Genomic DNA, 19,952 nt, shown 5'->3' on the forward strand with positions numbered 1-19,952 from the left:
ATGCTATGCCACTCGTGTGGCGCCCGCGAAGGGCATTTGGTCGATCGGCGCGACGCGGACGGGAGCGCCGGGGTGGGGCGCGTGGATCATCTGGCCGCCGCCGATGTAGAGGCCGACATGGCTGATGCCGGAGTAGAAGAACACCAGGTCACCGGGGGCGAGTTGGGAGCGCGACACCCGCTGTCCCGCGTTGATCTGGGCGTACGTGGTGCGGGGCAGCGAGACTCCGGCGGAGCGCCAGGCGGCCTGGGCGAGCCCGGAACAGTCGAAGGAGGCGGGCCCGGTCGCGCCCCAGACGTAGGGCTTGCCGAGCGCTCCGTAGGCGTAGGCGACGGCTTGGGCGGCACGGGAGTTGGGGGCCCTGAGGGAGCCGCGGGACACGACGGAGCGGTCGGCGCGCGCGGCCTCGGGGGAGCCGCTCGCGTACAAGGCGCGCTGCTCGGCGGGGAGCCTGGCCAGCAGGCTTTGGGCGGCCGAGAGCTTCTCCTGGACGGTCGCCTTGTGCCTGGCCAGCTCTCGCTGGCGGTCCTTGAGCGCATCGAGCCGCTTGCCGGCCTCGGCCCGCAACCGGGCGATGTCCACGAGCTGTTGGTGCACCCCGGCGATGGCGTTCGCCTGCCGCTCGCCGACGCGCTCGGCAAGCGCGGCCCGCTCCAGATACTCGTCGGGCTCGGAGCTCAGCGCGAGCTGCAGTCCGGGGTCGATGCCGCCGGCGCGGTACTGCGCGGTGGCGACCGAACCCAGGGCGTTGCGCGCGGTGTTGAGCCGCTCGGTCCTGCGGACGGCCTCGTCGCGCAGCGAGTCCACCGACGTGCGGGCGCTCGCGGTCCGCTCCTTGGCCCCGTTGTACTGCTCGGTGGCAGCCTCCGCCTCCTGGTAGAGCCTGTCGACCCTGGCCTTGATCTGCGCCGGGGTGAGAGTGGGCTCGGCGTGCCCGGTGCCGTCGAACGCGGTGGCGGTCGCAGCCCCGGCAAGCGCAAGCGTTGCGGCGGTCCGGGCGGCGGGCCCGCTGAGCGGATGCTGCTTGGCTTTCCGGTGCGCTGCCACGAGGGCGTCCACGTCCTTCCGTCGTTCCTGCTGCCCGAGTCCGGGTCCAGTCCGGGTCCGAGCCGGGGCCGGCGGCGGTCCGCACAGGGGGAGCGTCCCGCCGCCGGTATTTCTCGGCGGTGATGGCCGACTGCCGCCTGGGGAGCTGCGGCGGCGATGGAACAGCCGGTCACCTGGGGGAGGACGCTAAACCTGAGCGTCACGGGAAGGCGGCACAAGGACCGAAGTTGCCCAAAGCTGGACAGGCGGGTGCGCTTTCTGCGAGCCGGTCTGATGCCATCGGCGCATATCCGCGTACCGCCGTGACCGATGCGGCGAATGAGGCGTACCTGCCCTGAGAGCGGTGGTATGGCGACGGTTAGGCTCCGCCTCATGGACGTACTCATCAATGTCTTCGTCGCCCTGCACATCATCGGTATCGCGTCGCTGCTCGGCGGCTTCCTCACCCAGATGAAGGCGATGGGCGAGGACACGGCCCGCTTCAGCCCGGCGATGCTGCACGGCGCGCTGACGATGCTGGTCACGGGCGTGGCACTGGTGGGGCTGAACCAGGCGGACGATCAGCCGGTGAACAACATCAAGATCGGCATCAAGCTGGCGGTCCTGGTGGTGATCCTGGGACTGGTCTACGTCAAGCGGGACGAGGAGAGGGTGGAGAAGGCGCTCTTCGGGGCGGTGGGCGGGCTGACCGTCGCGAACATCTTCATCGCGACGCTGTGGACCTGATGCGCTGGACCTGCGCCGGCCGTGACTGCTTTGGCCCCGATGCCTCGGCCCTGATGCTGCGGCCCAGACGCTTCGGACGTGATGCTGCGGCCCAGACGCTTCGGACGTGATGCTGCGGACGTGAGAACGCCCGGACCCGACGGGGTCCGGGCGTTCGGCTGCGTCCGGGCTCAGGCCGGGCGCACGCTGCCGTAGATCGGCATGTAGTAGATCGACTCCTCGCGCACGTTCGCACCGGGCTTGGGCGCGTGGATCATCTTGCCGTCGCCTATGTAGATGCCCACGTGGCTGATGTCGTCGTAGAAGAAGACCAGGTCGCCGGGGACAAGGTCCTTCGTCGCCACCCGCGTTCCGACCTTCACCTGGTCCCAGGTGGTGCGCGGCAGGTCCACGCCCGCCGCCTTCCAGGCGGCCTGGGTCAGTCCCGAGCAGTCGTACGAGCTCGGGCCCGTCGCGCCCCAGACGTACGGCTTGCCCAGCTGGGCGCGGGCGAAGGACAGAACCTTGTCGGCCTTGGCCGTGTAGCTGCCGTCGGCGGTGCCGGAACCAGTACCAGTGCCGGTACCGGTGCCCGTGCCGCTGCCCTGGTTCTGCTCCTGCTTGCGGGCGGCCTCCGCTCTGGCACGGGCCTCCGCCTCCGCCTTGGCCTTCTCCTCGGACCTGCGGCGGGCCTCTTCCTCTTTCTTGCGCTCGATCTCGGCGAGCCGCGCCTTCTCCTCGGCGGTCAGCCTCGACAGCAGCGTACGCGCCTCGGCGAGCTTCGCCTGGACCTCCTGCTTGCTCGTACGCAGGGCCTTTTGGGAGGTCGTGAGCGACTCGAGCTGCTTCGTCGCCTCCGCCCGCTGCTTGGCGGCTTCCGCCCGCTGGGTCTCGTAGTCGTCGATCGCGCCGCGCTGACGGTCCGTCATCCGGCTCATCAGCTGGGTCTGGTCGAAGTACGACTCCGGGCTGTCCGCGAACAGCAGCGCGGCAGTCGGGGTGACCGCGCCGGTGCGGTACTGCGCGGCGGCGTAGTTGCCGAGCGCTCTGCGGGACTCGTTCAGCTTCTCCGTGCGCTTGGCGGCGTCGTCTAGCAGTGTGTCGACCTCGCGCCGCTTCTCGTCGGTGGATTCCTTGGCCTTGTTGTACTTCTCGGTCGCGGTGCCGGCCTGCCGGTACAGGTCGTCGACCTTCTTCTGTACCTCTTCGACGGAGGGCTTCGGTTCGGCGGGCGCCGCGTTGGCGCCCTGCGTCGACAGCAGGGTGACGCCGGCGATGGCTGCCGTCGTGAGCCCGACGGCGGGCGAGGTCTTCGCGGTACGGCTGCGTTGTTTGCGATGCGACGCCAAGGCCGGCATCTCCTTCTTCCGTGGACCGCCTACCGGGTTAGCTGTCGGGTTCGGGCAGAACGGAAGATCGCCCTACGGACCGAATGAGACAGGTCCGATTCACCCCGGTTGTGCATGGTGGGTCCCCGGTTCCGAACTTCCTTGACGGAAGCCCGAATTCGGCGCAGGCCGCCCGATTGACGTGGATCGCCATGGGGGTACGGGCCGCCTGGTCGAGCACGCTAGCCAACTCGCGTGGCCGCTGTGAAGGTTGATGTCAGATATGCCCGATACATTTTCGTGACCTTTTTTCAGCACCTCGGGGAAGCGGGTGTCCGGCGTGACTGTGCCATGACATGTCGAAGTGGCTCGATCGCACAGGGTGGCCGGGCCGGATTCCGGTGCGGCATGCCAATGCGGCCGCGAGCTGTCAGTGCGGCGGCCTAGACTCGTAGAGCGATGAGCAGCCTCTTTGACGACAGCTTCCTGGCGGACCTCCAGCCCAGCGCGGAGCACCCTCCGCCACCGCCCGAGGACTCGGCCCCGGAGGAGATTCCGGACGATCTCTTCCAGGGCGCGTTCGACGTGCCTCCGGCCCGGGATCCGTACCACCGTGACGGCGCCCCACGCACCGTCGTGGACCCCGCCGCCCTGCTGGAAGGGCTGAACGAACAGCAGCGTGCCGCCGTCGTGCACACGGGCTCGCCGCTGCTCATCGTCGCCGGGGCCGGGTCCGGCAAGACCCGGGTGCTGACCCACCGGATCGCGCATCTGCTGGGGACCCGCAGCGTCCACCCCGGGCAGATACTGGCCATCACCTTCACCAACAAGGCCGCCGGCGAGATGAAGGAGCGTGTCGAGCAGCTCGTCGGCCCGCGCGCCAACGCCATGTGGGTCATGACCTTCCACAGCGCGTGCGTGCGGATCCTGCGCCGGGAGTCCAAGAGGCTCGGCTTCACCTCGTCGTTCTCGATCTACGACGCCGCGGACTCCAAGCGGCTGATGGCCCTGGTCTGCCGCGATCTGGATCTTGACCCCAAGAAGTTCCCGCCGAAGTCCTTCAGCGCCAAGATCTCGAACCTGAAGAACGAGCTGATCGACGAGGAGACCTTCGCCGACCAGGCGGTCGACGGTTTCGAGAAGACGCTCGCCGAGGCCTACCGGATGTACCAGGCGCGGCTGCGCGAGGCCAATGCCCTGGACTTCGACGACATCATCATGACGACGGTGCATCTTCTGCAGGCGTTCCCGGACGTCGCCGAGCACTACCAGCGGCGCTTCCGCCATGTCCTGGTGGACGAGTACCAGGACACCAACCACGCTCAGTACACACTCGTACGCGAGCTGGTAGGGACGGGCCACGAGGATCTGCCGTCGGCCGAGCTCTGCGTCGTCGGCGACGCCGACCAGTCGATCTACGCCTTCCGCGGCGCGACCATCCGCAACATCCTCCAGTTCGAGGAGGACTACCCGGACGCGACGACGATCCTGCTGGAGCAGAACTACCGCTCCACACAGACGATCCTCTCCGCAGCCAACGCGGTCATCGAGCGGAACGAAAGCCGCCGCCCCAAGAACCTGTGGACGAACGCGGGCGCGGGTGCGCAGATCACCGGCTATGTCGCCGACACCGAGCACGACGAGGCACAGTTCGTCGCCGACGAGATCGACCGGCTGACGGACGCGGGCGAGGCGAAGGCCGGCGACGTCGCCGTCTTCTACCGTACGAACGCACAGTCCCGTGTCTTCGAAGAGATCTTCATCCGGGTCGGCCTGCCGTACAAGGTCGTCGGCGGGGTGCGCTTCTACGAGCGCAAGGAGGTCCGGGACGTCCTCGCGTATCTGCGGGTCCTCGCCAACCCCGAGGACAATGTCCCGCTGCGCCGGATCCTCAATGTCCCCAAGCGGGGGATCGGCGACCGCGCGGAGGCGATGATCGACGCGCTCGCGCTGCGCGAGAAGATCACGTTCCCGCAGGCGCTGCGCCGCGTGGACGAGGCGTACGGCATGGCGGCCCGCTCGGCCAACGCCGTCAAGCGCTTCAACGTGCTGATGGAGGAACTGCGTACGGTCGTCGACTCGGGCGCAGGCCCTGCTGTGGTGCTGGAGGCCGTTCTGGAGCGGACCGGCTACCTCGCCGAGCTGCAGGCCTCCACCGACCCGCAGGACGAGACGCGCATCGAAAACCTTCAGGAACTGGCCGCGGTCGCTCTGGAGTTTGAGCAGGACCGCGCCGAGGAGGAGGGTGCGGGCACGCTCGCCGAATTCCTGGAGAAGGTCGCGCTCGTCGCCGACTCCGACCAGATTCCGGACGAGGACGAGGGCGGCTCCGGGGTCATCACCCTGATGACGCTGCACACCGCGAAGGGCCTTGAGTTCCCGGTGGTGTTCCTGACGGGCATGGAGGACGGCGTCTTTCCGCACATGCGCGCCCTCGGTCAGGCGAAGGAGCTGGAGGAGGAGCGGCGTCTTGCGTATGTCGGCATCACGCGCGCCCGCGAGCGGCTCTATCTGACGCGGTCGTCGATGCGGAGCGCCTGGGGCCAGCCCTCGTACAACCCGCCCTCGCGCTTCCTCGAGGAGATCCCGGGCCAGCACCTGGAGTGGAAGCGGACGGGGCCGATGGCCGCGCCCGCGGGTCCGACCTCCGCCATCGCCTCGTCGCTGTCGTCGTCGCGGTCGCGGTCGGGCGGTGGCGCTTCGGGGTTTGCGACGCGGCGTACGACCGACAAGCCGGTGATCTCGCTCGCGGTCGGCGACCGGGTCACGCACGACCAGTTCGGTCTGGGGACCGTGGTGGGAGTGACGGGGTCGGGCGCGGACGCACAGGCGACGATCGACTTCGGGGACACGAAGCCGAAGAGGCTGCTGCTGAGGTACGCGCCGGTCCAGAAGCTGTAGCGATCACGGCCAGGTCGGGTGGAGGCCGTGGCCGTGGCTGCTGTCAGGGCGGGTCGAGGCCGCGGTTATGGTCAGGTCGGGTCGAGGCCGTGGCTGCGGAGCCACGGCAGCGGGTCGATCGCCGAGCCGCCGCCGGGCCGGACCTCGAAGTGGAGGTGCGGTCCGGTGGAATTGCCGGAGTTGCCGGAGAACGCGATGACGTCACCGGCCTTGACCGAACCGGAGCGGATCTTGGTGCTGCTGAGGTGGCAGTACCAGGTCTCGGTGCCGTCGGGTGCCGTCACGATCGCCATGTTGCCGTAGGCGCTGTTCCACTGGGTGCGGATGGTGCCGTCGGTCGCCGACATCACCTTGGTGCCGTACGACACCGGGAAGTCGATGCCGGTGTGCACGGACATCCAGTTGACGCCGGCCTGACCGTAGTACGCGCTCAGACCCTGCTGCGACACCGGCAGCACAAACTTGGGTCGCAGAGCCTCGCGGCGCCTCGCCTCGTCCTCGCGCTTCTTCTTGTCCGCCTCCTGGCGCGCCTTCAGATCGAGGCGTTCCTGGGTGCGGGAGGCACGGTCGCCGAAGTCACGGGCGTCGGCGCTGAGAGCGGCGAGCTGCGTGTCCATCTTGTTGTTGGCGGCGATCGGCTTGACGGAAGACGGGTCCGCGGCGGCCTGGTTGGCGGCTTCGCCCTTGCCGTCGCCACTGAGGTCGCCGACGGATGCGGCGGCGATGCCGGCGACGCCCATCACGCATGCGGAGGGCACTGCGACGGTCAGGAGCGCGGAGCGCTTGGCGGGGGTGCGGCGACGGCCGCGGGAGCCGCCGGAACGGCGGACGGGGCGGGGGTTCACGGCGACGGCGAGGGGCTCGGGTTCGCGCGCGAGCTCCGACTCCGACTCTGATTCGAGCTCGGTGTCGGCGTCGAATCCGGCTTCGAGATCTTGCTCGGCCGCGGGTTCAGGCTCCGCCTCGTACGTGTACCCGGCGTCGTACTCGGCCCCGTACTCCTGCGGGAAGTCCGGCTGGAACTCGGTGGTGAGGTCGGGTGCGCTCTCGTACTCGAACTCGGCAGCCGCCGGTGCGGTCTCGTGGAGAAACTCGTGCTCCGGCGTGAACTGTTGCGGTACGAGGGCTTCCGCGCCGGTGTTCCAGGCGGTGGCGTCATACGTCCCGGTCTCGGCGCCGGGCGCCGCCCACTGTCCCGTCGCGTCATATGCAAATGTGGCGGCAGCCGTTTCGAACTGACCTGTCTGCGTGGTCTGGTTCCAGGCGCCGGCGTCCCACTGGCCGGTCGTGTCGTACTGGACCGCGCTCGTGTCCCACTGGCCGGTGGTTTCGTACCCGCCGCCCGTGGCGTCGTACTGCGGGAATTGCTGCGTCTGCTGCGGCTGTTGTATCTGCTGCTGCCCGGCGTAGACGTCGTAACCGTCGTAGCCGGTGGTCTGGTGCGACCCGGTGTCCCACTGGGTGGAGTCGTACTGGCCGCTGTGGCCCGCTTCGTAACTGCCGGGGAGCGCTCCGAAGAGCGGGTCGGCGTCGAAGGTGCCATTGGAGAAGCTGCCAGTGGTGGAGTACTCGTCGTATCCGACGTACCCGGCGTGGGGGTGCTGGTCGTTCACCAACTTCTCTCTCGCCTCGGCAGCAGGACCTGGGTCTGGGGCCACGGGGAGCGAGGGACCCAGAGGGGAAAGCAGTGGCGCGACTGTACCCGGCGGTACGCGACGGCGACAATCTTCGGCAGGTTTTAAGTAATCAGGAAACGGGCATTCGGCCGTGTTTCGGGGGACTGCGGGCGCAGCCTTGGCCCTACGTTCGAAAAGCGTTCGACTTTCCGTTGCTTGTCTGACGCCGTTGAACGCGGATCGGGCGACCGCGGGATCAGGCGACGGAGACGGTCCCCGAGGCGCCCGCAGCCGATTCGCTCGACTCCAGCGCCTGCCGGATGCCGCCCGCGACCGCGGGGTGGACCGGGAGAGCGAGATGGCCGACTCCGCTGACGCGTACGTTCTGCGCGATGAGGTCCGGGTGATCGATACAGGCCGTCTCGACCGGGACCATGATCTGGTCCAAATCGCTCCAGAAGCTGATGAAATGGGTGCGGCAACCGGGCGCGGGCCGGCGCAGCTCCGCGATCAGGGCGGAGCCGGGCCGCATCTGGCGCACGATGGGGTGAGCGCTTGCGAGCGGGGCGACCGCGGTGCCGGAGTGGGGGGTGCCGAGCGTGACCAGCGTGCGTACGCGCTGGTCACCGCCGAGGCGCTGCACGTAGTAGCGGGCGATCAGGCCGCCGAGGCTGTGCCCGACGATGTCGACCTCGCTCCGTCCCGTGCGGGCACAGATCTCCTCGATGTGCCGGCCGAGCAGCTCGGCGGCGGTGCGGATGTCGCAGGTCAACGGGGAGTAGTTGAGGCACTCGAGATGCCGCCAGCCGTGCCGGGCGAGGGAGCGGCGAAGCAGTACGAACACGGAGCGGTTGTCCACGAAGCCGTGCAGCAGGACGGCGGGCGGGTGGTCCGGGCCGCAGCCGGTCGGCAGGGTCGCGGTGTCGGCCGGGTGTGCGTCCTCGGAGGGGTTCGGGCCTGGGGTGTGGGCTGGGCGCTCGGTGATCAGACCGGTCGGGTAGAGGAGAAGGTGCCCGGCGAGGATCGCCAGCTCGAGGGCGGTGGCGCGGAGCAGCGCGGCGGATATTCGCAGCTGTCGCACGTGCCGCACGGGGCGCAGACACAGCGGAAAGAAGGGCAGGACCTTCATTACCGACCTCCCGTACGGCAATGCGGGAGGACAGCTCCGTCCCCCGTCAATGCCCTCATGGGCGCCGTTCAGTCCCTGTGCGGCTCGGTGCCCGTGCCGGGCCGATGCCAAAGGTGTGTCGTGTTCTCCGCGCCGCGCGGCTGACGGCGCGGAGATACGACGATCCGAAGCGGCTCCCTTGCGACCGTCCCCTGTGGCGGCGCGGCCTGCGAGCCGCTTGTGTGTCGCCTGATGCGGGTAGGACGCGTTGCGAACATGTCCCACGTGTGATTTCCCCCTCGCTATCCACCGTGAAACGGGCGGGTGCGGGATGCTGGAGATAACGTTCGTTCACTTCCCTGGGCCTTTGCCGGTGCGGGACCCGTGCGGGACCCGTGCCCAGGGCGGCGCAGTCGTATGTGGAGGCAGTGATGGGTGTGACTGGTCCGATCCGCGTGGTGGTGGCCAAGCCGGGTCTCGACGGCCACGATCGGGGCGCCAAGGTGATCGCGCGGGCGCTGCGTGACGCGGGCATGGAGGTCATCTACACCGGGCTCCACCAGACCCCGGAGCAGATCGTGGACACGGCGATCCAGGAGGACGCTGACGCGATCGGCCTCTCGATCCTGTCCGGCGCCCACAACACGCTCTTCGCGAAGGTGATCGAGCTCCTGAAGGAGCGCGAGGCGGAGGACATCAAGGTCTTCGGCGGCGGCATCATCCCGGAGGCGGACATCGCCCCGCTGAAGCAGAAGGGCGTGGCGGAAATCTTCACCCCGGGCGCGACGACGGCGTCGATCGTCGACTGGGTCAACGCGAACGTCCGCCAGCCCGCGGACGCGTAGGCCGCAGCCTTTCCGCTGTGCCGGCGCGCCGCCAGGCGGGGCGAGCGCCGGTGGCGGTCGTGCGGCTGGTCCGGTGCGGGGTTCGTCTGTGCGGCGCGAAGCTGCCGGGGCGTGGGTGCGGTAGCCCACGTACCAACTCCCCCGGACCTCGGTCCTCGGACCCCGGACCCGGGGCGCGGTGGCCCCGGGGGGCCTGGGGGGCGTCAGCCTCCAGTTTCGGGCAGGGGCGGGGTGGGGGAAACACCCGCCAGCTCCACCCGCATCGCCGCCCGCAACCTCAACGTCGACACCAGCCTCTGAAACGCCTCCGACCAGTACCCCCCGGCCCCCGGCGACCCCCCTTCCACCTCGTCCGGCGTCGCCGTCAGCAGCTCCAGCCGGCTTGCCTCCGCCGGGTCCAGGCAGCGCTCCGCCAGGCCCATCACCCCGCTGAAGCTCCAGGGGTAACTCCCCGCGTCCCGCGCGATGTCCAGCGCGTCCACCACCGCGCGGCCCAACGGCTCCGCCCACGGCACCGCGCAGACGCCGAGCAGCTGGAACGCCTCCGACAGACCGTGCGCCGCGATGAACTCGGCCACCCACACCGCCCGTTCCGCTTGCGGAAGTGTCCCGAGCAGCTTCGCCCGCTCCGCGAGGGACGACGTGCCTGGCCCGGTCTCCGGCGGCGTGGACGGCGCGCCGAGCAGGGCGCGGGACCACTGCGCGTCCCGCTGCCGCACCGCCGCCCGGCACCACGCCGCGTGCAGCTCCTGCCCCCATTCGTCCGCGACGGGCAGCGCGACTATGTCCTGCGCCGTACGTCCCCCGAGTCGTCCCGCCCACGTGGACAGCGGGGCCGCCTCCACCAACTGGCCCAGCCACCATGATCGTTCGCCCCGCCCCGACGGCGGGTTCGGGACGACCCCGTCGCGTTGCATGCCCGCATCGCATTCGTGCGGCGCCTCCACAGCTATCGCCGCACCACTCCCGTCCCCGCTGCGGTCCAGGCTGACGCACGACGCCGCGCGCGTCGCCATCCGCCCGGCAAGCGCCGAGTGCGGCAGCGCGGAGAGCAGCTCGGCCGCCGTCGCGCGGACGTTGCGGCTGCGGTCGGACAGCGCCTGCTCCAGGAACGGCTCGTCCGCGTCGGACAGCCCCGTACGCAGGGAGTCGAGGAACATCAGCCGGTCCTCGGCCCGCTCCGTCGCCCATGTCGCCGTCAGCAGCGCCGGCGCCGCGCCCGCATTGTGCGCCCGTACCGAAGCGAGCAGGGCGACCCGCTCGGCGAACAGCCCCTCCTCCCAGAGACGTTGGACCGCTTCGGCGTCGGCCGGGTCCGGCAGCACCAGGCCCCCGGACCCGCCGCGCAGCGCGAACTTCCACTCCGGGTTGAGCCGGGCCAGCCACAGCCCGCGCGGACCGGCGAAGGCGAGGGCCTGCGGCCGCAGATCCGTACGCGCGCGGGCCGCATCCAGCAGCGCGGGCAGTACGGACGGCGGCGCCTGGTATCCGTGCTCGTTGGCCGTGGCGAGCCACTGCGGCAGCAGCTCGGTCAGATCGGGTGCCGTACCGCGCCGCCCGCCCGCGTGCGACGGGGCCGACCGGTCGGCCAGCAGCAGGCCGAGCCTGCGCCGCGCGGGCGGGGGCAGCTGCGGGCGGGCGTCGTGCGGTGCGGGCTCAGGACGGGCGGCCGCGGGAGCGGGCATCAGCCCCGCCCTGCGCCGGACGGTGTGGAGCGCCGCGGCGTCCAACAGCGCGGCCGGCGCGTCCTTGCCCGACGTCACGGCGGCGCCCGGCGGCGTGCGCCGGTCGGTGCCGAGAAGGGCCGAGGTGACGAGCTCTTCCCACAGTGCGGCGCCGCTGGTGCTGGTGGTGCTGGTCATGGCGTCCTCTCTACGTTCAGATGAGCGGGACCGTCTCGGACCCGGCCTCGGACCACGCGGCGAGCGGCGAGAAGCCCTGATGGCCGCATTCGCCGAAGACGGTGACCGGGCCGCCGCCGGAGAGCGCGACGAGCTTCAGCAGCCCGGAGCGGTCGAGCGCCGCGGGCGTGATGGGCAGTGCGGTCTCGCTGTCGGCGTCGGCCAGTTGCCACCCGGGGCTCGTCGGGACGGGTATGACGCGGCTCAACGTCACCGGCCAGGACTCCAGCCAGGGGTCGTCGCGCAGCGCCCGCCCGTACGCATCGAGAGCCGCCGCGGTCGGCCCGCCCGATGGCGGCGACGTGATCGGGGCAGGCGCGCCGAACTGGTCGCCCAGCTCGGCCCGCAGCTGCCCCGCGCCCGCGTACGGAGTGAGCTCGGCGTCGATCATCAGGCCCACCGGAAGCGCCTGTTGCGGGGAACGGCCGGCCGCTCCGAAGGAGAGCAGCAGTGCCATGCGCCCGAACTTGCGCCCGTACAGCCATATACGGCGTGTGGTGATCTTGCCGTCCGAGGAGTCGTACTGAGCCAGGATCATCCAGTCGTCCCGGACCGGCGGGCCGTCGGCCGGCGAGGTGAGGCCGACCCGGGTGCGAACCGTCGCGGCCAGCGGCTCCGGCAGCCGCTCGACCCCCAGCCAGGCCGCGTCCAGCAGATGGATCAGCGCGCACTCCTCCAGCAGCCGCACCGGCCAGCCGGGCCCCGAGCCCGGGATCGCCCCCAACTCCCGCACCCGGGCCGCCAGTCCGGGCGCCTGTGCGTCGACCATGCGGGCCGCGGTCTCCTCCCACAGTCCGTACCCCGACTGCTCGGCCGCGGCGAGGCCGCCACGCAGCAGATCCGCGAGCCGCTGCTCCAACTCCGTGGCCCCGGCGGTGATCCGTCCCGCCCGGCGCTCGGCGCGGCGCCTGGCCGCCTCGGGGTCGGCCCTCTTCGCGGACCGGCCCTCGCCCGCGTCGCTCTGTTCCTTGTCGGTGGCGCGCTTTCTGCGCCCCTCCAGCCACTCCTCGGCCCAGTCCGGTGTGGTGGAGACCTGTACGGCGTCCTCGTCCGCCGCCCAGAGCAGCAGCAGTCCCAGCGCGTGCTTGCACGGGAACTTCCGGCTCGGACAACTGCATTTGTACGCCGGGCCCGTGGTGTCGACGATGGTCTGGTACGGCTTGCTGCCGCTGCCCTTGCACAGGCCCCACACTGCCCCCGATCCGCTACTGCCCGCCCCGGCCCACGGACCGGCCGCGCCGAGTCTGTTTCCCGCCTTGCGTGATGCGTCGTCAGGAGCCAGTGCCAGCACCTGTTCCGACGTCCAGCGCACCCCCTGCTGATTCATGCCGACGACGTTACGGGCCGGGTCTGACAATGGCCTCTGACCTGCACAGACGGTCGATTGTCAGTGGCGTGGTGCACGGTTGGATTCACATCGGGCCGAACCATCTGGCCGACGACCCGGAGGGGGATCCATGACCGTGTCCGAAACCGGCGCAGCCACCGGCGCCGAGGTGCTGCGGCCGCATGCCGAGCACGCTTTTGCCCACGAGCTGAAGGCGCTTGCCGCGGCCGACGACCGGCCGCGTCCGGTCAACTGGCAGCTGTCGCCGTGGGCCGTCGCCACCTATCTGCTCGGCGGCGAACTCACCGACGGCACGGTGATCACGCCCAAGTACGTGGGACCGCGCCGGATCGTCGAGGTCGCCGTCACCACACTGGCCACCGACCGGGCCCTGCTGCTCCTCGGCGTGCCCGGCACCGCCAAGACCTGGGTCTCCGAGCATCTGGCCGCGGCGGTCAGCGGCGACTCGACCCTGCTGGTGCAGGGCACGGCGGGCACACCCGAGGAAGCCATCCGGTACGGCTGGAACTACGCCCAGCTGCTTGCCCACGGCCCCAGCCGGGACGCGCTCGTGCCCAGCCCCGTCATGCGCGCGATGTCCGAGGGCATGACGGCGCGGGTCGAGGAGCTCACCCGTATCCCCGCCGACGTACAGGACACGCTGATCACGATCCTGTCCGAGAAGACCCTGCCGATCCCAGAGCTGGGGCAGGAGGTGCAGGCAGTCCGCGGGTTCAGCCTCATCGCCACCGCCAATGACCGCGACCGCGGGGTCAACGACCTCTCCAGCGCGCTGCGCCGCCGGTTCAACACGGTCGTACTGCCGCTGCCCGCGACGCCCGAGGCCGAGGTCGACATCGTGTCCCGGCGCGTCGATCAGTTGGGGCGCTCGCTCGATCTGCCCGCCGTGCCCGAGGGGTTGGAGGAGATCCGCCGGGTCGTCACCGTCTTCCGGGAGCTGCGCGACGGCGTCTCGGCGGACGGCCGGACCAAGCTCAAGTCGCCGTCGGGCACGCTCTCCACGGCCGAGGCGATCTCTGTCGTCACCGGCGGTCTCGCGCTCGCCGCGCACTTCGGCGACGGCGTGCTGCGACCCGGGGACGTGGCGGCCGGCATCCTCGGCGCGGTGGTGCGCGACCCCGCGGCGGACCGGGTCATCTGGCAGGAGTATCTGGAGACGGTGGTCCGCGAGCGGGACGGCTGGAAGGACTTCTACCGCGCCTGCCGTGAGGTGAGCGTATGACCGGCCCACTGCTGCTCGGTGTGCGCCACCACGGGCCGGGCTCGGCACGGGCGGTGCGGGCCGCGCTGGATGCGGCGTCGCCTCCGGCGGTGCTGATCGAGGGTCCGCCCGAGGGCGACGCACTGCTTGCGCTGGCGGCGGACGAGCAGATGCGGCCGCCGGTCGCGTTGCTCGCCCATGCCGTGGACGATCCGGGGCGGGCGGCGTTCTGGCCTCTTGCCGAGTTCTCGCCGGAGTGGGTGGCGATCCGCTGGGCGCTCGGGCGGGGGGTGCCAGTGCGGTTCATCGACTTGCCGGCGGTGCACTCGCTGGCGCTGGCGGAAGCGGAGACGGCCGCCGACCCGGACCCGGCCTCGCCCCGGGACCCCGGCCCGGACCGGCCCGCGGACCCGGACTCGCAGAGCGACCCGGGCGGCGTACGCATCGATCCCATCGCCGTCCTCGCCGAAACCGCCGGGTACGACGACCCCGAGCGGTGGTGGGAGGACGTCATCGAGCACCGCGGCTCGGGGTCGGGCTCGGGGTCCGGGTCCTCGTCCGAGCCCGGGACCGGGACCGGCTCCGCGGTCGACGACGCGGACCCCCGTGCGCCCTTTGTCGCGCTCGGCGAAGCCATGACCGCACTGCGCGAGATGTACGGCCACGGCGGGCACGACCGGGATCTCGTCCGCGAGGCCCATATGCGGATCCAGCTGCGCGCCGCGCGTAAGGAGTTCGGGGACGGCGTCGCCGTCGTCTGCGGCGCCTGGCATGTGCCCGCGCTCGCCGAGAAGACCACGCTCGCCGCCGACAGGGCCCTCCTCAAGGGGCTGCCCAAGGTCAAGGCCGAGATGACCTGGGTGCCCTGGACGCACCGCAGGCTCGCCCGCCACAGCGGCTACGGCGCGGGCATCGACTCGCCCGGCTGGTACGGGCATCTCTTCGGCGCGCCGGACCGGCCGGTGGAGCGCTGGATGACCAAGGTCGCCCGGCTGTTGCGGGACGAGGACCGGATGGTCTCGTCCGCCCATGTGATCGAGGCGGTGCGGCTTGCCGACACCCTTGCCGCCATGCGCGGCCGCCCGCTCGCCGGGCTGACCGAGACGACCGACGCCATACGGGCCGTGATGTGCGACGGCTCCGACGTTCCGCTCGACCTGATCCGGGACCGGTTGATCGTCGGCGACGTCCTCGGCGAGGTCCCGGACGCCGCGCCCGCCGTGCCGCTGCAGCGCGATCTGAGCCGGTTGCAGCGCAGCCTGCGCCTCAAACCGGAGGCGCTGGAGCGCGAGTTGGACCTCGATCTGCGCAAGGAGACCGATGCGGCGAAGAGCCGGCTGCTGCACCGGCTGCGGCTGCTCTCCATCGGCTGGGGCGAGCCCGTCACGGGGCGGGGGAGCACCGGCACGTTCCGGGAGAGCTGGCGGCTGCGCTGGGAGCCGGAGCTCTTCGTGCGGGTCGCCGAGGCCGGGGTGTGGGGCACCACGGTGCTCTCCGCGGCCACGGCCAAGGCCGAGAACAAGGCCGTGTCGGCGACCGCCCTCGCCGACGTCACCGCGCTCGCCGAGCACTGCCTGCTGGCCGAACTGACCGACGCGCTCCCCGTGGTGATGCGGGCGCTCGCCGACCGGGCCGCGCTGGACGCGGATGTCGGCCATCTCGCCCAGGCGCTGCCCGCCCTGGCCCGCGCCCTGCGGTACGGGGACGTACGGTCCACGGACACGGCCGCCCTCGGCGAGGTCGCGGCCGGGCTCGCCGAGCGCATCTGCGTCGGGCTGCCCCCCGCGTGCACGGGGCTCGACGCGGACGGCGCCGCCGAGATGCGGAGCCATCTGGACGCCGTGCACACCGCGATCGGCCTGCTGCCCAAGGCCCAGGAGCTCGGCGAGCGTTGGGGCTCGGTACTGCACCGGCTCGCGGCCCGTGACACGGTGCCGGGGGTGATACGCGGCCGGGCCGCCCGGCTGCTGCTGGACGACGGCCGGCTCGAGGAGGACGAGGCCGCGCGGCTGATGGCCTTTGCGCTCTCGCCCGGCACGCCGCCGGCCGAAGCGGCCGCCTGGATCGAGGGCTTCGTCGGCGGCGCGTCCGGAGGCGGGATGCTCCTGGTCCACGACGAGCGCCTGCTCGGGCTCGTCGACGCCTGGCTGACCGGGGTGCCTGCGGACGCCTTCACCGACGTACTGCCGTTGCTGCGCCGCACCTTCTCGGCGTACGAACCGGGCGTGCGCCGCACGCTCGGCGAGCTGGTCAGGCGCGGCCCGGCAGCGGGCGGCCACCCACACCAGGAGTCGGGCGTGCCCGGATTCGGCGCGGGCCTCGACGCGGAGCGGGCGGACGCGGTGCTGCCGGTCCTCCAGCTGCTTCTCGGTATCGACGACAACGACCTTGTGGGGGTGGCCCGATGACGGAGATCGCGCACGACGAGCGGCTGCGTCGCTGGCGGCTGGTGCTCGGCGGCGACTCCGCCGACGGCACCGGCTGCACGCTCGCCGGGACGGACGCGGCGATGGACGGCGCCCTGTCCGCCCTCTACGGCGACGGCAGCGGCCGCACGAGCGCGGACAGCCGCAGCGGCGGCCGCACGGCCGGGCTCGGGGCGTCCGCCCCGTCCGTCGCCCGCTGGCTCGGCGACATCCGTACGTACTTCCCCAGCTCCGTCGTCCAGGTCATGCAGCGCGACGCGATCGACCGGCTCGGTCTGTCCACGCTGCTGCTGGAGCCGGAGATGCTGGAGGCCGTCGAGGCGGACGTCCATCTCGTCGGCACCCTGCTCTCCCTCAACAAGGCGATGCCCGACACGACCAAGGAGACGGCCAGGGCGGTCGTACGGAAGGTGGTCGAGGACCTGGAGAAGCGGCTCGCCAGCCGCACCCGCTCCACCCTCACCGGTGCGCTGGACCGATCGGCGAAGATCAACCGCCCGCGCCACCGGGACATCGACTGGGACCGCACCATCCGGGCCAACCTCAGGAACTATCTGCCGCTTCCTGAAAACGAAGGTGCCTACACCGTCGTGCCCGAGCGGCTGATCGGATACGGACGGGCGTCACAGTCGGTGAAGAAGGACGTCGTCCTCTGCATCGACCAGTCGGGTTCGATGGCCGCCTCGGTGGTCTACGCATCCGTCTTCGGCGCGGTCCTGGCGTCCATGCGTTCGATCGCCACCCGCCTCGTCGTGTTCGACACCGCCGTCGTCGACCTCACCGACCAGCTCGACGACCCGGTGGACGTCCTCTTCGGCACCCAGCTCGGCGGCGGCACCGACATCAACAGGGCGCTCGCGTACTGCCAGTCCCAGATCACCCGCCCCGCCGACACCGTCGTCGTACTGATCAGCGATCTCTACGAAGGTGGCATACGGGACGAGATGCTGAAGCGGGTCGCGGCGATGAAGGCGTCCGGCGTGCAGTTCGTGGCGCTGCTCGCGCTCTCCGACGAAGGGACGCCCGCGTACGACCGCGAGCACGCGGCGGCGCTCGCGGCGCTGGGCGCACCGGCCTTCGCGTGTACGCCCGACCTCTTCCCGGAGGTGATGGCGGCCGCGATCGAGAAGCGGCCACTACCCATACCGGACATGGTGACCCATCAGTAACGTGGGACTTGCGCCAACCCGGGAGGTTCGTGCGAGCATCATCCGGATCCCCGCGGAAGGTCCGCTTCCGCCGACCGGGAAGGCCCCCTCACCGTGACTGCCGCAGCTGCTCGTTCTGCTGCTGCCTTGTGCGTACTGCGCAGGGCGGTCGGCGGTCGGTGTGTGCTGCGGGTGATGCTGTTCCTCGGGGGCCTGCTGACGGTCGGTTTCCTCTACGGCGGACAGGCGCAGGCGGCCGAACTGCCGGACCGGGCCTCCCAGGTGTCGGCCGACACCGAGGTGAGCGCGGCGCCGTCGGCCCGGCCGGCTCCGGCGCGAGAACTGCGGCGCGCGGCAACGGACTCCGTCGACGCCGCGAAGTCCGCTGTGCCTGTGGGGTCCGTACATGAGGCGGTGCAGCCGGTCGCGGGCACCGTGGAGGACGCCGTACGGCTGGTGGTCGAGCCGGTGACCGGCACACCGGGCGAGCTCCTTCCCGTACCGCTGCCGTCCGCCGGCGGCGGTACGGACCCCGGACACCCGCAACGGCCCTCTGACCGGCCCGTGGACGAGCCTTCGGACGGGTTCACGGTGAAGCACCTCGCAAGTGCGGCAGACCCGGCCCGGCCTTCCGGTGCTTCCGCCGTCGTGGTCGGCCCGGCCGACGCGTACGACGGTGCACTCGGCCGGCACCTCGGCGAAGTCCCGCACGCGCAGCCCGCGTCGGCACCGGCGCCCGAGCAAGTCCCCGGCACGCCCTGCAACTCCATACCCGGCGCGCTGCAGCAGTCCACCGAGACGCACACCCCGCGTACGGGAGATCAGCACGCGGCGGTGAGTGCGTGCGGCAGGCCCGTCGCGCTCGGCTCCGGCGCGGTCCGGGCGGCGGCGGATGCGCCGACTCGCGAACGACCGCGCGACATCCTCGAATTCCCCGGCTAGGGCAGCCCTTCCCCCGCTCAAGACCTGCCGCGCGGGGGCGGGACAGGTCTGCCCGCCAACCGGATAGTTCCGGACAGCCGAACTCATTCGAAGGATTCGACTCAGCATGCACAAGAACATTCGACGTTCCATAGCCGTCGCCGCCACGGCCGGCGGCATGTGGGCCATCGGCACCGCCGCGGCCAGCGCCGACGAGGTGCACGTCTCCGTACCGCTCTCCACGCCCGACCAGGCGGCCGACGCCGTCCAGGACGCCACGGGTGCCGCCTCCGACGCGCGCTCCACCGCCACCGCCACGGCCACCCAGGCCAGGGGCAAGGCGACGGGCACGGCCGCGCAGGCTCAGCGCACCGCCACCGCCACGGCCACCCAGGCCAGGGGCAAGGCTACGGGCACGGCCGCGCAGGCTCAGCGCACCGCCACCGCCACGGCCACCCAGGCCAGGGGCAAGGCGACGGGCACGGCCGCGCAGGCTCAGCGCACCGCCACCGCCACGGCCACCCAGGCCAGGGGCAAGGCGACGGGCACGGCCGCGCAGGCTCAGCGCACCGCCGCCGGCAGCGCCGCCCAGGCCAAGGGCAAGGCCCAGTCCGTAGCCCGCACCGACGTTCAGGACGAGATCGACTACCTGTTCGGCCCGCTCTCCGCCTTCGCGCCGGACCTCGAGCAGGCCCCGGCCCAGGCCGGATACCGGGCCCAGGGCGCCGTTGCCGCCGCCACCCCGCTCGCCGACGCCGCCGCGCAGGACACCCTGCCGCCCATCGCCGCCCGTGCTGTGAGCGGCGTGCTCCCGGTTGCCGGTCAGGCGGTCGGCGACGCGGGCGGTCTCGCGCAGGGTGTCGTCGGCGATGCGACGCCGTTCGCGGGCGGTGTCGTCTCCGAGGTCCAGCCGTTCGCCGGTGGCGTCGTCTCCGAGGTCCAGCCCTTCGCGGGCGGGGTTGTCGGTGCGGTCCAGCCGCTCGTCGAAACCGTCGTCGACCACGTCCACCCGCTCACGTACGGCGTCGGCGGCAGCGCGAGCACCTTCGCGCAGGGTGTGGCCGGCGATGTGACGCCGTTCGCGGGCGGTGTCGCCCACCAGGCCCAGCCGTTCGCGCAGGACGTGTACGGCACGGCCCACTCGACGCCGCTCGCCGGCAACGCCGTCTCCGGTGCCCAGGGCGCGGCCTCCTCGATCACTCCGAGTTACGCGTCCCACCTGACCCAGAGCATCTGATTCGGGGCATCTGATTCAGGCACCCGCATCAGCGAGTCCTGCATCAGCAAGCCCTGCAGCTGACGGAGTGCATCTGACAGGCGGGTCCGATGCTCACGGGCGGTCTCCATTGGGGTGGGGACCGCCCGGTTCCGTACAGCGCAGCCACCTGTGCAGTCTGTGACCGGTATCACCGCCCAGGTGTGATCTGCGATTTAGGGACCCACGGCCCACGGGGATA

14 protein-coding genes and 1 riboswitch are annotated in these 19,952 nt (G+C 71.4%); of the genes, 8 read left to right on the forward strand and 6 right to left on the reverse strand.

The features are described from left to right. Positions 1-3: 3 nt before the first annotated feature. Entirely contained in the window at positions 4-1,047 is a 1,044-nt protein-coding gene (locus ACQEVG_RS23675; RefSeq protein WP_432987160.1) for an NlpC/P60 family protein, read from the reverse strand. Between the two features lie 372 nt (positions 1,048-1,419). Here ACQEVG_RS23675 and ACQEVG_RS23680 point away from each other — a divergent pair, with 372 nt between their 5' ends. Further along, positions 1,420-1,773 carry a hypothetical protein gene (locus ACQEVG_RS23680; RefSeq protein ID WP_432987162.1) on the forward strand — a complete coding sequence of 118 codons (354 nt, stop codon included), beginning with the start codon at positions 1,420-1,422 and terminating at the stop codon, positions 1,771-1,773. Between the two features lie 170 nt (positions 1,774-1,943). On the opposite strand, the gene ACQEVG_RS23685 is transcribed toward ACQEVG_RS23680, so the two are convergent. Then, positions 1,944-3,110 carry an NlpC/P60 family protein gene (locus ACQEVG_RS23685; RefSeq protein ID WP_432987164.1) on the reverse strand — a complete coding sequence of 389 codons (1,167 nt, stop codon included), beginning with the start codon at positions 3,108-3,110 and terminating at the stop codon, positions 1,944-1,946. Between the two features lie 2 nt (positions 3,111-3,112). Next, a riboswitch (cyclic di-AMP (ydaO/yuaA leader) is annotated at positions 3,113-3,275 on the reverse strand. A 264-nt stretch (positions 3,276-3,539) separates the two neighbouring features. Here ACQEVG_RS23685 and pcrA point away from each other — a divergent pair. Next, on the forward strand, positions 3,540-5,981 hold the full coding sequence (gene pcrA / locus ACQEVG_RS23690; protein WP_432987166.1) for a DNA helicase PcrA: 2,442 nt from the start codon (positions 3,540-3,542) through the stop codon (positions 5,979-5,981). Positions 5,982-6,052: 71 nt separating this feature from the next. Here the strand turns inward: pcrA and ACQEVG_RS23695 are convergent, their stop codons facing one another. Both ACQEVG_RS23695 and ACQEVG_RS23700 read right to left on the reverse strand, forming a co-directional pair. Then, positions 6,053-7,594, reverse strand: a complete 1,542-nt coding sequence (locus tag ACQEVG_RS23695; protein WP_432987168.1) for a M23 family metallopeptidase — start codon at positions 7,592-7,594, stop codon at positions 6,053-6,055. A 259-nt stretch (positions 7,595-7,853) separates the two neighbouring features. After that, a complete protein-coding gene (locus ACQEVG_RS23700) occupies positions 7,854-8,726 on the reverse strand; it encodes a lipase family alpha/beta hydrolase (RefSeq protein ID WP_432987170.1) in 873 nt (290 codons plus the stop codon). Positions 8,727-9,136: 410 nt separating this feature from the next. Between ACQEVG_RS23700 and ACQEVG_RS23705 the strand changes: the two genes are divergently transcribed. After that, a complete protein-coding gene (locus tag ACQEVG_RS23705; protein ID WP_360871825.1) occupies positions 9,137-9,550 on the forward strand; it encodes a cobalamin B12-binding domain-containing protein in 414 nt (137 codons plus the stop codon). A gap of 203 nt (positions 9,551-9,753) precedes the next feature. Here the strand turns inward: ACQEVG_RS23705 and ACQEVG_RS23710 are convergent, their stop codons facing one another. Further along, the gene (locus tag ACQEVG_RS23710) at positions 9,754-11,412 is read right to left on the reverse strand and encodes a DUF5691 domain-containing protein (protein ID WP_432987173.1); all 1,659 of its coding nucleotides are present in this window, start codon (positions 11,410-11,412) and stop codon (positions 9,754-9,756) included. A gap of 16 nt (positions 11,413-11,428) precedes the next feature. Beyond that, on the reverse strand, positions 11,429-12,778 hold the full coding sequence (locus tag ACQEVG_RS23715; RefSeq protein WP_432987175.1) for an SWIM zinc finger family protein: 1,350 nt from the start codon (positions 12,776-12,778) through the stop codon (positions 11,429-11,431). Positions 12,779-12,908: 130 nt separating this feature from the next. Between ACQEVG_RS23715 and ACQEVG_RS23720 the strand changes: the two genes are divergently transcribed. The 5 genes from ACQEVG_RS23720 (at position 12,909) to ACQEVG_RS23740 (ending at position 19,732) form a co-directional block, all read left to right on the forward strand. Further along, the gene (locus ACQEVG_RS23720; RefSeq protein ID WP_432987177.1) at positions 12,909-14,021 is read left to right on the forward strand and encodes an ATP-binding protein; all 1,113 of its coding nucleotides are present in this window, start codon (positions 12,909-12,911) and stop codon (positions 14,019-14,021) included. Continuing rightward, positions 14,018-16,408: a DUF5682 family protein gene (locus ACQEVG_RS23725; protein WP_432987179.1), complete on the forward strand. Its 2,391-nt coding sequence runs from the start codon at positions 14,018-14,020 to the stop codon at positions 16,406-16,408. The genes ACQEVG_RS23720 and ACQEVG_RS23725 overlap by 4 nt, the downstream gene beginning before the upstream one ends. Further along, positions 16,405-17,595 carry a VWA domain-containing protein gene (locus ACQEVG_RS23730; protein ID WP_432987181.1) on the forward strand — a complete coding sequence of 397 codons (1,191 nt, stop codon included), beginning with the start codon at positions 16,405-16,407 and terminating at the stop codon, positions 17,593-17,595. Before ACQEVG_RS23725 ends, ACQEVG_RS23730 begins: the two co-directional genes overlap by 4 nt. Positions 17,596-17,721: 126 nt before the next feature. Continuing rightward, positions 17,722-18,516, forward strand: a complete 795-nt coding sequence (locus ACQEVG_RS23735) for a hypothetical protein (protein WP_432987183.1) — start codon at positions 17,722-17,724, stop codon at positions 18,514-18,516. 106 nt (positions 18,517-18,622) lie between these two features. After that, positions 18,623-19,732, forward strand: a complete 1,110-nt coding sequence (locus tag ACQEVG_RS23740; RefSeq protein ID WP_432987185.1) for a hypothetical protein — start codon at positions 18,623-18,625, stop codon at positions 19,730-19,732. Positions 19,733-19,952 lie beyond the last annotated feature (220 nt).

The organism is Streptomyces sp. CA-135486 (genome assembly GCF_050936555.1).
GTDB lineage: Bacteria > Actinomycetota > Actinomycetes > Streptomycetales > Streptomycetaceae > Streptomyces.